Source organism: Nonomuraea sp. NPDC050643, assembly GCF_040654715.1.
GTDB lineage: Bacteria > Actinomycetota > Actinomycetes > Streptosporangiales > Streptosporangiaceae > Nonomuraea.
This window is the reverse complement of record NZ_JBFAIM010000010.1, coordinates 53,217-66,043: the sequence shown is the minus strand read 5'-3', so window position 1 is coordinate 66,043 and position 12,827 is coordinate 53,217. Positions and strand designations below refer to the sequence as shown.

The window sequence follows — 12,827 nt, the reverse complement described above, 5'->3', positions numbered from 1 at the left end:
TTCAGGTTTCAACGCCTGTCGTCGGGAACGGAGGGAGACCCACGTTCCGGAAGGAAGGATGGAGATGGGCGAGCAGCAGGATGTGATCGAGATACTGGTGACCGACCACCGCGAGGTCGAGGACATGTTCGCCCGGCTGGAGCGGCTGGCCGCGACCGGCGGGGACGCGGGCGAGGCCGGGCTGCTGGCCGAGAAGGTGGTCATCGAGCTGGTCCGGCACTCGGTGGCCGAGGAGGAGTACCTCTATCCGGCGGTGCGCAAGCACGTGCCCGGCGGCGACGAGACCGCCGACCACGAGATCCAGGAGCACGCCGAGGCCGAGGAGACGATGAAGCGCCTGGAACGGCTTGAGCCCGGCGACGCCGACTTCTGGCCCGCGGTGCACCGGCTGATCGAGCAGATCCGCCACCACCTCGACGAGGAGGAGAACGACCTGTTCCCGCGGCTGCGGCAGTCGTGCTCGCACGAACGGCTGGTCGAGCTGGGTACGAAGATCCAGCGGGCGAAGAGGCTGGCCCCGACCAGGCCGCACCCGTCCGCACCCGACACCCCGCCGGGCAACAGGCTGCTGGCCCCGGGCACGGCCCTGGTGGACCGCGTACGCGACGCGCTGAGCGGCCGCGGCCGCCCCTGAGGGCCCCGCTCCCGGCGGGGCGGCGGAACCTTTAGGCCGCCCGCTCCGGCCGTCTGAGCAGTTCGGTCAGCGCCGAGATGCTCTGCTCGGCCCGCCCCTCGGCCACGGCCCGCTCGATGAGGTCGTACATGGGGAACTGCCAGGAGTTGTCGACACCGGTCTCCTCGCCGAGCCGGCGCTCCGCGGGGAGCGCCGCGTGGAACAGGCCGATCGAGGAGGCGGGCTCGGCGTAGTCGCCGCCGTCGATCTCCTTGGCGAGGACGGGCAGGATGGAGATGATCATCTCCATCCATTTCACGCTGTACGGCACCAGCGTGCCCGCCTCCAGGCCGCGTCCCATGACCATGGCGGCGCCCTGGAAGAAGCCGAGCAGGGCCGGCAGCAGAGTGGCGCCCACCGCCGTCTCGTACAGGGCCGCCAGGTCGCTCTCGTCGCCCAGGTGGACGGTGTCGCCGCCGAGCACCCTCAGCGTGGCCTCGTGCTCGTCGAAGACGGTCCGGTCGCCGCTGTAGTAGAGCAGGGTGTCGGGGGCTCCCACGGCCGCGGGGACGTTCTTGACGGCGCCGTCGAGGTGGCGGGCGCCGTGGCCGGTCGCCCAGGCGGTCATCTCGCGGGCCTCGGCCGGGGTGCCGCTGTTCAGGGTGACCAGGGCCCGCCCGGCCAGCGCGGCGGCGGCCGGTCCGAGGGCCAGGCGGGTGTCGTCGTACGTGGTCAGGCAGGTGATGACCAGTGGGCTCGCGGTGACCGCGGCCTCGACCGTCCCCGCGTGCGCCGCGCCCTTGGCGGCCAGGGGCGCGGCCCTGCGGGCGGTGCGGTTCCAGACGGTCGTCGGGTGACCGGCGTCGATGAACGCCCCGGCCAGCGCGGTGCCCATCGAGCCCAGCCCGATGACGGTCACCGGCGGGTGAATGTCGGTTGTCATGGCGTTCATGCTGGTCGTCTTACCGTCACCTCGGCAAGTACCTACAATTTTCTCAGGTACTGACCTTTTTGTTAGTGGAGTGCGAATGACGAAGCGGACCTACACGTGCGGGCTCGACGCCGCCATCGCGGTGATGGGCGGCAAATGGAAAGGGCTGATCCTGTTCGCCCTCCACGAAGGGCCGCTCCGTTTCGGGCAGGTGCGGCGGGCGGTCCCGGGCATCAGCGAAAGGGTGCTCATCCTGCAGTTGCGGGAGATGGAGAACAGCGGCCTGGTGCATCGCGAGGTCTACCACCAGGTTCCGCCCAAGGTGGAATACTCGCTCACCGGCTTTGGCCAGACGCTCAACACCGCCCTCGGCCCGCTCGGCGAATGGGGTGAGGAGCACATGGAACGCATCGAGGCCATCCCGCCGTCGGAAAGCCGATAGCCGCCGTTCACGAACACCCCCTAGGTTGCCGGTCCATGGCATTCAATGAGGAAAGTGTCCTTACCCGACGGGCTCTGCTCACCGGCGCGCTGGCCGGGGCGGTGCTGGGCGGTGGCGCCACGGCGGCCCAGGCGAGCGGGAGGGCGCGGCGCGTACTGATCGCCACCAACGAGCCGTGGGGCACCTATCACGCGGCGCCGCTGCTGCCCGAGGCGCGGCGGCTCGGATGGGAGGTCGTGCAGCTCGTGCCCGACCGGTCGGGGGTCAAGCCGGGCGATCCGGTGCCGGTCATGCTTCCCGGCGAGGTCGACGAGGCCGACCTGCTCGTGGTGACGGGCGCGGGCGACTGGCCCGCCGACTGCGCCGCGCGGCTGCGCCGGCTGCCGCTGGCCGCCTCCTCGCTGGCCTACCAGCTCCCGGTCGAGGCTCCGCGCGCCAAGGAGTTCCGGGGACGGCTGCGGGCCATCACCGCGTCGTCGCCGGCCGAGGCGAAGGTGTTCGACGACTATCTGGGCACGGGGCGCCGGCCCATCGCGGTCGTGGGCACGCCGCAGAGCGACGACCTGCCGCGGCGCGCTCCGGAGGCGGGCACCGTACTGGTGCTCACCAGCGTGACCAGGTCCGGCGACACGGGCGGCTCGGCGCCCGGCACCGACCTCCTGCTCGCCGCGGCGGAGCGGCTCGCGGCGGCCGGCCGGCACATCCTGGTCGGCCTGCACCCGCGCGAGGACCGCTCCCTCTGGGAGAGGTACGAGATCAGCGCCGTCCCCTCGGTCCAGGCGTCGGCCCGCGCCGAGGCCGCGATCGGCATCCCCGGGACGGTCTTCCCCGTCGTCGCCGCCGTGGGCGTCCCCCTGGTGGGCGTGACGGACCCGCGCCTGCAGATCCCCGGCTACCTGCTGAGCGTCTGCACGCACACGATCACCACCGCGGACGAGGCCGTCACCGCCGTCGAGACGGCCGAGCCGGTCTCACGGAAGGTCCTCTACGAAGCGGCGGGCCCGGTGGGCGGCTCCGCCAGACGCCTGTTCAAGGTCTGGCGGAAGGTCGCCCAGCGGGCCCGCGCGGCGTAGCCGGAGTTACGCCGGGAAGTCCTTCGGGTTTACCTGGGTGGTCCTGGCGTTGCCGCCCTTGACCGGGTTGATGGTCAGGCTCCAGCCGGGCCGGTAGGTGGAGGTGGTCCGGTATTTCAGCTTGCTGTCGAAGCGCTGGTAGGTGGCCGACCGGGTGAACCGGCCCTTCGAGGTGTTGTAGGCGTAGCCGGTGGTGAAGTAGACCCGGTAGGTGCCGTCCCTGACGTCCTTGATGGTCGCCGTGGACCTCGCGCGGACGTAGATGCTGATCGCCTTGGTCTTACCCCTGACCAGGGCGACGACCCCGTCCCTGGAGGTCCCGTTCTTGATCTTCAGAAGTCCGATGCCGCCGCTGATGCGGTCGTAGAGGATCTTGCCATTGCGCGGTCGCGCCGCGGCGGTGGCCGAGGCGGCCGTCTGCGGTGTGCGGACGACGGTGGCACGATCACCGGACGCCGTGGCGGCGGCGGGGGACGAGGCCAGCAGTCCGCCGGCCAGTACGACGGCCGCGACGGCACCGGTACGCAGAGGGGTTCTCACGGTGAACGACTCCTTAGGGGGCGCGCATGGTCACGCCAACCATAGAAGAGCGACCCTTGATCACGTACCTGGTATATCCGGATGGACGACGCAAGAGCCTCAACGCGGGCTCAACCATTACTCAACATCGCGGCTCCTACCTTCCTCCCAACATCCGTTGAGAGGAAGGAGAGCACGTGAGGACGAACATGGCCCGTCGCCTGGTGGTCATCCCCGCCGCCCTGGCGACCGCGACCGTCGCGCTCGCCGTGCCCGCCCACGCCGACGCGGCGCGATCCGCTTCGGGCGAGAGCACCGCCGCCGTGACCATCCCCGGACGGTACTGCGGCCAGGCACGGGGATCGGGCGGGTACGTCCGCCAGGCCGCCCCGTGGAAGAGCGGGAACACCATCCGCGTCTCCTCGATCGTGCACTGCGGCCGGGCGGACCTGTGGAACTTCCGCGCGGTCGAGACCCACATCTCGCAGTATCGGGGGCTCGGCATCTGGCGCGCCAAGGCACGCAAGATCACCCGCAAGAACGGCAGGGGCGCCTACACCGTCACCCACGACCTGAGCTGGAAGTGCTCCGGCGGCAGCCAGCTCTACCGCAACGCCACCTTCAACCGGGTCGGCCGCTGGGTCTACCGGGCCTACTCGGGGCAGCGGCGCATCCGGTGTTGACCGGCCCCGCCGTCACGTCCTCCGGGGCGGCCGCTCGCGGCCGCCCCTCCCCCTGGAGAGCACTCATGCGACCGGTTCCCCTGGTGATCGCCGTCCTCGCCCTGGCGCTCTGTGCCTGCGCGGGCGAGGAGGCGTACGACGTCGCAAGCGCCGCTACTTCGCCGCCGCGGACGCCGTCTGCCTGGCGGCCGGGCAGGAGACCGCCACCGGCGGCGAACCCCCGGCGACCACCCGGGACGCCGTGGCCGAGCTGCGGCGCAGCGCGACCGCGATGACCCGCGCGGCCACCCGGCTGGCGGCGCTCGACCCGCCGCCACGCGACGCCGACGCCGTCCGGACGGGGTTCGTCGGACCGGCCAGGACGCTGTCCGCCCGCCTGACCGGGCTGGCCGGGCAGGCGGAGCGGGAGCTGGCGGCGGGCCGCGACGCCGCGGCCGCCGCCGTCGTGGAGCGCTCGCTCGCGCCGGACGACACCGAGGCGGCCCTGCGCTCGTTCGCCCTGGCCTACGGCCTCACCGTGTGCGCGGGCGAGTAGGCCCGCGGGCACATCGGGCCCACCCGGCTCGCGGGCGCGAGCGAGCCCCGGTCGCGGGCGCCGGTCGCGGGCGCGGCGCGATCACCCGGCCCGCGGGCGTGGCGCGATCACCAGGTGACGGGCAGTTCGTAGACGCCGTAGACCTGGCCGTCGTGCTTGAACGGGATCTCGTCCAGGCCGGCCGCCAGCGCCAGGGTGGGGACGCGCCGGTAGAGGGTGCCGTAGGCGACCTGCAGCTCCACCCGGGCCAGGGGCTGGCCGAGGCACTGGTGGACCCCGAAGCCGAAGGCCACGTGGCGGCGGGCGTCGCGGCGCAGGTCGAGCGTGTCGGGGTCGGAGAAGACCGCCGGGTCGCGGTTGCCGATGTCGTTGGGCATGATCATGCCCTCGCCCGCCCGGATGACCTGGCCGGCGATCTCGATGTCCTCCTTGGCGACCCGGCGCCGCCCGCTGTGGGTGATGTTGAGGTAGCGCAGCAGCTCCTCCACCGCCCCCGCGACCAGCTTGGGGTCGTCGTCGTCACGCAGCAGCGCGAACTGGCCGGGGTGCCGCAGCAGCGCCAGCGTGCCGAGCGCGATCATGTTCGCGGTGGTCTCGTGCCCGGCGATCAGCAGCAGCACACCCATCTGGGCCGCCTCCGAGCGCGTCAGCTCGCCGTCCTTGACCCGCGCGGCCACCTTGGACAGCAGGTCGTCGCCGGGGCGGTCGAGCTTCTCGCCCACCAGTCCGTCGAGGTAGGCGGCCAGGCGTCCGCCGGCCGTGGCGCGCTCCTCGGGCGACACGTCGCGCTTGATGATGGTCTTGCTGTTGTCCTGGAAGAAGTCGTGGTCGGCGTACGGGACCCCGAGCAGCTCGCAGATCACCAGCGAGGGCACCGGCAGCGCGAACGCCTCGACCAGGTCCACCGGCTTGGGCCCGGCCAGCAGGTCGTCGACGAGGTCGTCCACGATCCGCTGGATGGCCGGGCGCATCGACTCCACCCGCCTGACCGTGAACGCCCCCTGCACCATGCGCCGCAGGCGCGCGTGCTCGGGGTCGTCCATCAGGATGAAGCTCAGGGAGCCTCCTCCGCTCCTGGGCGTCTGGATCGGGTAGCCGGGGCGGGTGACGTCGGCGCTGACCCTCGGGTCGGCCAGCAGCGCCCGCTGCTCGGCGTGGGTGGTCACCAGCCACGGGGTGGAGTCGTCCCACAGCCGCACCCTGGCCAGCGGGCCGCCCTCCTGGAGAGCCTGCAGGTCCGGAGGCGGGTCGAAGGGGCAGCGCTCCGCCCGCGCGCCGGGGAACCGGGGCACCTCGGCCTCGTGCAGCGTGTCCGTCATCGTGACACCTCCTCGCTCACCTCGATGGCGCCGGCACCGCAGCACCTGTCCTCTTCCACCAGGACCTTCATGACGGGGTTCCCTTCTCTTCCGCGGTGACGGGGGCCGTCCACAGCGCGGTGATCGCGTCGATGAGCCCGGTGGCGGCGGCGTGCCAGCTCGTACGGGGCGTGGGCAGACCCTCGGCGAGGGCGCGCTCACGCTGGGCGCACACGTGGACCATCAGGTGGCTCGCCATGTCGTCGCGCTCGGCCCGCACCTCGGGCGGCAGCTCGGGGATGCAGCGGTTGAGCCCCTCCAGGATGCGCCGCAGCGTGGGCGAGGTCATGGCCTCGCCGACCATGATCTCGCGGAGCCCGGGGTCGGTCCTGACCTGGGCGGCGAAGCGGGCGTACCAGGTGGGGCTGCCGATGTCGGCCAGGTGCTCCGTGAGCGGGCGGACCAGGCAGGCGGCCCAGTCGCGCACCTCGGCGGAGTCGCCGATCTCGGCCAGCAGGCGCCCGCGGAGCAGCTCGATCCGCTCGCCGTGCTTGCGCACGATCGCGCGCACCAGGTCGGCCTTGGTGCCGAAGTGGTAGCCGACCGCGGCGTTGTTGCCCTGGCCGGCGGCCTCGCTGACCTGGCGGTTGGACACGGCGTGGACACCGTGCTCGGCGAAGAGCCGCTCGGCCGCCGTCAGGATCTGCTCGCGGGTCGCGCTGACCCTCTCGGCGCGTACGGCCACCTTCCACCACTTTCACCTTGACTCACCGTTATCCATCGAGTGTGATGAGAGCGCCGATCGTAAGTCAAGCAGTTGAATTAACTTTTGCCGGGCGGCGCGCAGGGCTGGGACAGCGGTTATGGTGACCTCGAACCGGACAACAATGTCCGGTTACCGCGATCCAGGGAGCAGATGTGAGTGACACCGGCCGCCAGGCTCCGCACTACCCCTTCCCCGGCCCCGGCGCGCTCGAGCCGCCGCGGGAGTGGGCCGAGCTGCGCGCGCGCTGCCCCGTGGCGCCGATCACGCTGGCCAGCGGCGACGAGGCGCTGCTGCTCACCCGGTACGCCGACGTGAAGCAGCTCCTGTCGGACCCCCGCTTCACCCACCACCTCGTGGCCGACGACGCCGCCAACATCACCTCCAACGAGTCCGGCGGCGTGTTCGGCAGCGGCGGCGGCACCAACGTCAAGGGCGACGCCCACCGCGAGTGGCGCAAGCTGATCGGCAAGGCGTTCACGGCCAAGCGCGTCTCGGCCCTGCGGCCCGGCATCGAGGCGGAGACCGAGCGCCTGGTGGCGGAGATGGCCGGGCGGGGTTCGCCCGCCGATCTGACCGCCGGGCTCGGCTTCCCGCTGCCGGTGTGGGTGATCTGCGAGCTGCTGGGGGTGCCGGAAGCCGACCGGGACAGGTTCGCGTACTGGTCGGACACCCTGCTCAGCCTGACGAGGTTCACCCAGGAGGAGATCGACGCCGCCCAGGCCGAGTTCGCCGCGTACATGCGCGACCACGTCACCGCCAAGCGCGCCGAGCCGGGCGACGACCTGATCAGCGAGCTGATCTCGCTCGTCGGCGCCCTCGACGGCCGGGTGACCGAGGAGGTCGTGCTCATGACCGCCAAGGGCCTGCTGGTCGCCGGGCACGAGACCACGGCCAACATGATCGCCAAGATGGTCGCGATGCTGCTGGCCGACCGCGCGCGCTGGGAGCGGCTGCTCGCCGACCGCTCCCTCGTCCGCCCGGCCGTCGAGGAGTGCCTGCGCTACGACGCCAACTTCGGCTTCGGGATCCCGCGGTACATCAGCGAGGACGTCGAGGTCGGCGGCGGCACGCTGCGGGCGGGCAGCACCGTGGTGTGCAGCCTGTCGGCCGCCAACCGGGACGAGGAGGCGTTCGAGCACGCCGGCGAGATGGACCTGACCCGCTCCCCCAACCCGCATCTGATCTTCGGCGCGGGGCCGTACGCGTGCCTGGGGCAGTCGCTGGCCCGCACCGAGCTGCAGACCGTGCTGGCGGTGCTGCTCGACCGGCTGCCCACGCTGGAGCTGGCCGTGCCCGCCGGGGAGCTCGAACGCCGCGAAGGGCTCATCGTCGGCGGCCTGCGGCAGGTCCCGGTGCGCTGGTGACCCCGGAGCGACCCCGTGAGGCCGCCGTCAGGACGCCGGGGTCTCCGCGTCCGGCCGCGGGGCGGCGCGGCGGCCCTCCCGGGGCCAGGGACGCCCGCCGAGGCGCTCGATGTCGGTGTTGAACCGCTTGAGGAAGGCGGCGAAGGCGCCGACCTCCTCCGGTGTCCAGTCGGCCAGCACCTTCTCCAGGCCGCTGATGTTCCTGGCCCGCTCGTCGTCGAGGTAGCGCTCACCCGCCTCGGTGAGCCGGAACTTCCGCGCTATGCCGCCCTCGGGGTCGGAGATGCGCTCGGCCAGCCCGGAGCGCAGCAGCGCCGTCGTCTGCCGGTTGAGGGTGGAGGCGTCGAGCCCGAACGCCTCGCTGAGCTGCCCGATGGACATCATGCCCTCCATGCGGATGCGGCTGAGCAGGATGTACGCGCTGCGGTCGACGTGGCGGTGCCGGCCGAGCAGCATCGTCTCGTACTCGATCAAGTGCGTGGGCTTGTCCATGCCAGTCCTTCTCCGCTCCGGTGCACGTCAGCATATCCGCCACGCCCCGCCCCGGAAGGCGCCCGCCGGACGCCGTGACCGCCGCCCGGGTCTCGACGCGCGGCGGGCCGGGCGGCTATGGTGACACCAACCGGACATCAGTGTCCGGTTGGTGCCGCCCGGGAGGACGCAGCCTTGACGAACCACACCTTCGACGACCGCGTCAGCCTCGTCACCGGCGCGGGCTCCGGAATCGGCCGGGCGATGGCCGAATCCTTCGCCAAGGCCGGAGCCCGTGTCGTGGTCTGCGACATCGACCGGGGCCGCGCCGAGGAGACCGCCTCCGGGATCGGGGACGCGGCCGTCGCCGTGGCGGCCGACATCTCCGACGAGGCGTCGGTGGCCGCGCTCGTCGAGGCCGCGCTCGGCGCGTACGGGCGCATCGACGTGCTCTGCAACAACGCCGGGATCATGGACACCATGGCCCTGCCCGCCGACATCCCGCTCGAGCTGTGGGAGCGGATCCTGCGGGTCAACCTCACGGGCACGTTCTTGGTCACGCACGCGGTGCTGCCCCACATGCTCGGCCAGGGCGCCGGCGCCATCGTCAACACCGCCTCCGAGGCCGGCATCCGCGGCGGCGCGGCCGGGGCCGCCTACACCGCCTCCAAGCACGGCGTCGTGGGCCTGACCCGCAGCGTGGCCTGGGCGTACGCCAAGGACGGCATCCGCTGCAACGCCATCCTGCCGGGCCCCACCATGACCAACATCGCCACCGGCGCCACCTTCGACCCGGTCGGCGCCGCCCGGCTCGGGGGCGTCCTCGCCCTCGGCGAGCGCCTCGCCCAGCCCGAGCAGATGGCCGACGCCGCCCTCTTCCTCGCCTCCGACGCCGCCTCCTTCATCAACGGCGCCATCGTCCCGGTGGACGGCGGCTGGTCGGCCGCCTGACCACCGGTGCGGCGCTCCCCGGTCACACCGGACGGCCCTCTCGGTCAGGCCTCGATGCCCGCGCGCAGCAGCTTCCAGACCCGGTCGGCGGTCCGGCGGCGGGCGGGCGCGGCGGTCTTGGCGAGCACTCCGGCCAGCATGCCGACGACCAGCACCAGATCGTCGGCCGTGACGTCCGGGCGGATGCCTGCGGTCCGCGCGGGGTCGGCGAGCACGCCCGCCAGCAGGCCCGCCACGCGGTCGCGGATGCCGAGGATGCGGGGGTCGGGGTCGATCGGCGTCAGGGTGACCATGTCGATGAACGCGGTCGAGGCGATGGTCTGCTCGGTCATCAGCGCCAGCACGTCGTCGAGGGTCGTGCCCGGCTCGGCGGCCAGCGCCTCCAGCTCCGTCACACCCTCCTCGAACACGGCCATCGCCAGGCTGACCCGGTCGGGGAAGTGCCGGTAGAGGCTGCCCTGGCCGACCCCGGCGGCGCGGGCGACCATGCTGAGCGGCGCGGAGTAGCCGGCCCCGGCGAACACCTCACGGGCCGCAGCGATCAGCGCCGCCCGGTTCTCGGCGGCTGCGCTGGGTCCTCTGTTCGGTCGGCGAGTGGCGGGCACAGCGGCCATGGTAGCAACCGGACAGTATTGTCCGGATCATCCCGCCGGGCGACCCCGCCGGGCGACCCCGCCGGTGGCCTAAACTGCGACAGATGTTCCTGGCCCCCGCCCGGCTGGCCTGGCTGGACGCCCTGCGGGGACCGGCAGCGCTGGCCGTCACCATGCACCACGCCGGCTGGACCTTCCTCCCGGAGGTCTGGGCGGAGGTGGATCGCCGCATCGACTTCGGCACGTGGGGCGTGTTCGTGTTCTTCCTGGTCAGCGGGTACATCATCCCCGCCTCCCTGGAACGGCGGGGCGACCTGCGCGCCTTCTGGACCGGCCGCGCCTTCCGCCTCCTGCCGCTGCTGCTGGCCGCCTTCTGCCTGGCGCTGCTCCTCGCGTACGCGGGCGCGCTCCCGCTCGACCCACGGCTCGGCGAACGCCCCCTGCCGGTGGTCGTGTTAGGCAACCTGTCGATGCTGCAGGAACTGCTCAACCTGCCCTCGGTCATCAGCGTGACCTGGACGCTCTCGTACGAGATGGCGTTCTACCTGGTGTGCGTCGCGTTGTTCGCGACCCGGCAGGCGCACAGGTCGGCGGGGATCGCCGTCGTCCTGGCGCTGGCGGCCGTGCCGCTGGGGCTGCTGCTGCCCCGGACGGTGATCGGCGGCCGGGCCGACCTGGTCGCCACGCTGCTGGCGGTGGCGGTCGTCGCGGCCATCGCGATGACCGCGCTGGCGCGGGGCGGCGCCCGTACGGTGGCGGCCGTCGTGGGCGGCCTGCTCGGGCTGGCGCTGGTGGTGCTGGGCAGCCGGGGCGGCACCTGGCAGGGCGTGATCATCCTGGCCACCATGTTCGCGGGCACGGCCGTCCACCGCGCCGAGCAGGGCACGATCTCCTGGCGCGCGGCCGGGCTCGCGGTGACGGCGGTGCCGGCCTGCGGGGTCTTCGCCAAGGACGACCCCGCCTGGGCCCCGGCACTCGTGCTCGCCTTCGCGGTCTTCGGGCTGGCCTTCGCCCTGCGCGGCCGGGCGTTCCCGCGCTGGCTGCCGTGGCTCGGCGTGATCAGCTTCTCCCTCTACCTGCTGCACCCCCTCCTGCTGCACCTGCTCCCGAACCTCCCCCTGTTCCTCCTCGTCCTGATCCCGCTCAGCCTCCTCACCTACCGCCTCATCGAGGCCCCGGCCCAGCGCCTCGGCCGGCGCCTGTCCGCCGCCGACCGTCCCCCGCCTAGCCGACCACCTCGAACAGGGCGTTGAGCTGGTCGTTGACACCCGTCAGCGACGCGGCGGGGGCGCTGCCGATGTAGACGGCGTCCAGCCGGGGCCGCAGCAGCGCGGTGATGTCGGCCGCGTTCGTGGTCACCGGGAACAGGAACGTGGTGCCGTCCTTGACCTGGTCGGTGAACGGTGACACGTCGAGGTTCCGTTCGTTCCTGTTGTACTCGATGGCCAGCTCCGTCCCCCGCGGCCGGGCCGGGAACACCACGCCGGACTCGCCGATGATGTTCTGGCACTCCTCGCCCGACAGGAACTTGACCCATTTGGCGGCGTCCTCCGGCTGCTTGGAGAACGTCGTGACCGAGTCGGCCAGGCCGTTGAACATGGAGGCCCGCTTGCCGGTCGGCCCGATCGGGGTGGGCGCGAGACCGATGTCCAGCTTCTTGCCGGCGGCGTCGGTGAGCTTGGTGAACGCCGAGATCGTCCACGAGCCGTTGAGCCCCATGGCGGCGATGCCCGACTGGATCTGCTTGTCCGGGCCCATGGCGTTGTTGCCGCCGATCGCGGCGAAGTCGGCCATGTAGCCCTTGCGCGCCAGCCCGAAGTACCAGTCCAGCGTCTCCTGGAGGACGGGCTGGTCCAGGTTGAAGCGGGTGCCCCACGGGTTCTTGTCGGTGGCCTGCCAGCCGGCGCTCCCCGTGAACGCCGACCACTGGGTCTGGCCCCAGCTCGTGCCTCCCGAGCCGTCGGCGGCCAGCCCGTACGTCTTGACCTTGGTCTTGTCGAAACCGGGCTCGTCGCCGCGCACGCCGTTCTGGTCGACGGTGAGGCGCGCGATCGTCTTCTCGAACGTGCCGCCGTCCTTCGGGTTCCAGGAGAGGTCGCGCAACCGGGCCGGGTCGAGGCCGGCGGCCCGCACGGCGGCGGTGGAGTAGAACAGCGCGATCGTGTCCCAGTCCTTGGGGGCGCCGTACCGTTTGCCGTCCTGGCCCTTCCAGAGGCCGGCGAGGCCCTGCTGGTAGTCGGAGTCGCGCAGGTCGCGGGTGGCGGCGAGGTCGTCGAGGGGGCGCAGCACCCGCAGGTCCACGAACTGGGGGAACTTCGACAGGTGGTCGGTGAACACGTCGGGGGCGGCGTCGGCGATGAAGCCGGCGGTCAGCTTGGACCAGTAGTCGTCCCAGCCGTACTGGGAGATGTGGATCCGCAGGCCCGGGTTCTGGCGCTGGAAGGAGTCGGCGCACTTCTGGTAGCCGGGCTGCTGGGCGGCGTCCCAGAGCCAGTACTCGATGGTGCCCGTGGTGCCCACGCCCCCGCCGCCGCAGGCGGTGGTCAGCAGCACGAGTGCCGCGGCCGCGTACGCTTTCCTGATCATCG

At 72.3% G+C, this 12,827-nt stretch carries 15 protein-coding genes; 8 read left to right on the top strand and 7 right to left on the bottom strand.

Annotated elements, in window-relative coordinates:
- The first annotated feature begins 64 nt into the window (after positions 1–64).
- Positions 65–634, top strand: coding sequence for a hemerythrin domain-containing protein (locus tag AB0I15_RS15140; RefSeq protein WP_358094971.1), 570 nt, complete (start codon positions 65–67; stop codon positions 632–634).
- A 31-nt stretch (positions 635–665) separates the two neighbouring features.
- On the opposite strand, the gene AB0I15_RS15135 is transcribed toward AB0I15_RS15140, so the two are convergent.
- Positions 666–1,556: an NAD(P)-binding domain-containing protein gene (locus AB0I15_RS15135; protein ID WP_358094970.1), complete on the bottom strand. Its 891-nt coding sequence runs from the start codon at positions 1,554–1,556 to the stop codon at positions 666–668.
- Between the two features lie 85 nt (positions 1,557–1,641).
- Here AB0I15_RS15135 and AB0I15_RS15130 point away from each other — a divergent pair, with 85 nt between their 5' ends.
- Positions 1,642–1,986: a helix-turn-helix domain-containing protein gene (locus tag AB0I15_RS15130; RefSeq protein ID WP_358094968.1), complete on the top strand. Its 345-nt coding sequence runs from the start codon at positions 1,642–1,644 to the stop codon at positions 1,984–1,986.
- Between the two features lie 35 nt (positions 1,987–2,021).
- Positions 2,022–3,059: a hypothetical protein gene (locus AB0I15_RS15125; RefSeq protein WP_358094967.1), complete on the top strand. Its 1,038-nt coding sequence runs from the start codon at positions 2,022–2,024 to the stop codon at positions 3,057–3,059.
- Between the two features lie 6 nt (positions 3,060–3,065).
- On the opposite strand, the gene AB0I15_RS15120 is transcribed toward AB0I15_RS15125, so the two are convergent.
- Positions 3,066–3,599 (bottom strand): hypothetical protein, encoded by a 534-nt coding sequence (locus AB0I15_RS15120; protein ID WP_358094966.1) that lies wholly within the window; start codon positions 3,597–3,599, stop codon positions 3,066–3,068.
- Between the two features lie 176 nt (positions 3,600–3,775).
- Here AB0I15_RS15120 and AB0I15_RS15115 point away from each other — a divergent pair, with 176 nt between their 5' ends.
- Together AB0I15_RS15115 and AB0I15_RS15110 are read left to right on the top strand one after the other, a co-directional pair.
- Positions 3,776–4,261 carry a hypothetical protein gene (locus AB0I15_RS15115; protein ID WP_358094965.1) on the top strand — a complete coding sequence of 162 codons (486 nt, stop codon included), beginning with the start codon at positions 3,776–3,778 and terminating at the stop codon, positions 4,259–4,261.
- Between the two features lie 241 nt (positions 4,262–4,502).
- Complete coding sequence (locus tag AB0I15_RS15110) at positions 4,503–4,796, top strand: hypothetical protein (protein WP_358094963.1); 294 nt, start codon at positions 4,503–4,505, stop codon at positions 4,794–4,796.
- 107 nt (positions 4,797–4,903) lie between these two features.
- Here the strand turns inward: AB0I15_RS15110 and AB0I15_RS15105 are convergent, their stop codons facing one another.
- Together AB0I15_RS15105 and AB0I15_RS15100 are read right to left on the bottom strand one after the other, a co-directional pair.
- Positions 4,904–6,115, bottom strand: a complete 1,212-nt coding sequence (locus tag AB0I15_RS15105; RefSeq protein ID WP_358094961.1) for a cytochrome P450 — start codon at positions 6,113–6,115, stop codon at positions 4,904–4,906.
- Positions 6,116–6,182: 67 nt separating this feature from the next.
- Positions 6,183–6,839 (bottom strand): TetR/AcrR family transcriptional regulator, encoded by a 657-nt coding sequence (locus AB0I15_RS15100; RefSeq protein ID WP_358094959.1) that lies wholly within the window; start codon positions 6,837–6,839, stop codon positions 6,183–6,185.
- Positions 6,840–7,012: 173 nt separating this feature from the next.
- Here AB0I15_RS15100 and AB0I15_RS15095 point away from each other — a divergent pair, with 173 nt between their 5' ends.
- A complete protein-coding gene (locus AB0I15_RS15095; RefSeq protein ID WP_358094957.1) occupies positions 7,013–8,224 on the top strand; it encodes a cytochrome P450 in 1,212 nt (403 codons plus the stop codon).
- A 27-nt stretch (positions 8,225–8,251) separates the two neighbouring features.
- Here AB0I15_RS15095 and AB0I15_RS15090 read toward each other — a convergent pair whose 3' ends face one another.
- Positions 8,252–8,716 carry a MarR family transcriptional regulator gene (locus AB0I15_RS15090; RefSeq protein ID WP_358094955.1) on the bottom strand — a complete coding sequence of 155 codons (465 nt, stop codon included), beginning with the start codon at positions 8,714–8,716 and terminating at the stop codon, positions 8,252–8,254.
- A 174-nt stretch (positions 8,717–8,890) separates the two neighbouring features.
- On the opposite strand from AB0I15_RS15090, the gene AB0I15_RS15085 reads away from it, so the two are divergent.
- Entirely contained in the window at positions 8,891–9,646 is a 756-nt protein-coding gene (locus AB0I15_RS15085) for a glucose 1-dehydrogenase (protein ID WP_358094953.1), read from the top strand.
- 44 nt (positions 9,647–9,690) lie between these two features.
- On the opposite strand, the gene AB0I15_RS15080 is transcribed toward AB0I15_RS15085, so the two are convergent.
- The gene (locus AB0I15_RS15080) at positions 9,691–10,251 is read right to left on the bottom strand and encodes a helix-turn-helix domain-containing protein (protein WP_358094952.1); all 561 of its coding nucleotides are present in this window, start codon (positions 10,249–10,251) and stop codon (positions 9,691–9,693) included.
- 92 nt (positions 10,252–10,343) lie between these two features.
- Here AB0I15_RS15080 and AB0I15_RS15075 point away from each other — a divergent pair, with 92 nt between their 5' ends.
- Positions 10,344–11,492 carry an acyltransferase family protein gene (locus tag AB0I15_RS15075; protein ID WP_358094950.1) on the top strand — a complete coding sequence of 383 codons (1,149 nt, stop codon included), beginning with the start codon at positions 10,344–10,346 and terminating at the stop codon, positions 11,490–11,492.
- On the opposite strand, the gene AB0I15_RS15070 is transcribed toward AB0I15_RS15075, so the two are convergent.
- The gene (locus tag AB0I15_RS15070) at positions 11,464–12,825 is read right to left on the bottom strand and encodes a sugar ABC transporter substrate-binding protein (protein WP_358094948.1); all 1,362 of its coding nucleotides are present in this window, start codon (positions 12,823–12,825) and stop codon (positions 11,464–11,466) included. The genes AB0I15_RS15075 and AB0I15_RS15070 overlap by 29 nt on opposite strands.
- Positions 12,826–12,827: the final 2 nt, after the last annotated feature.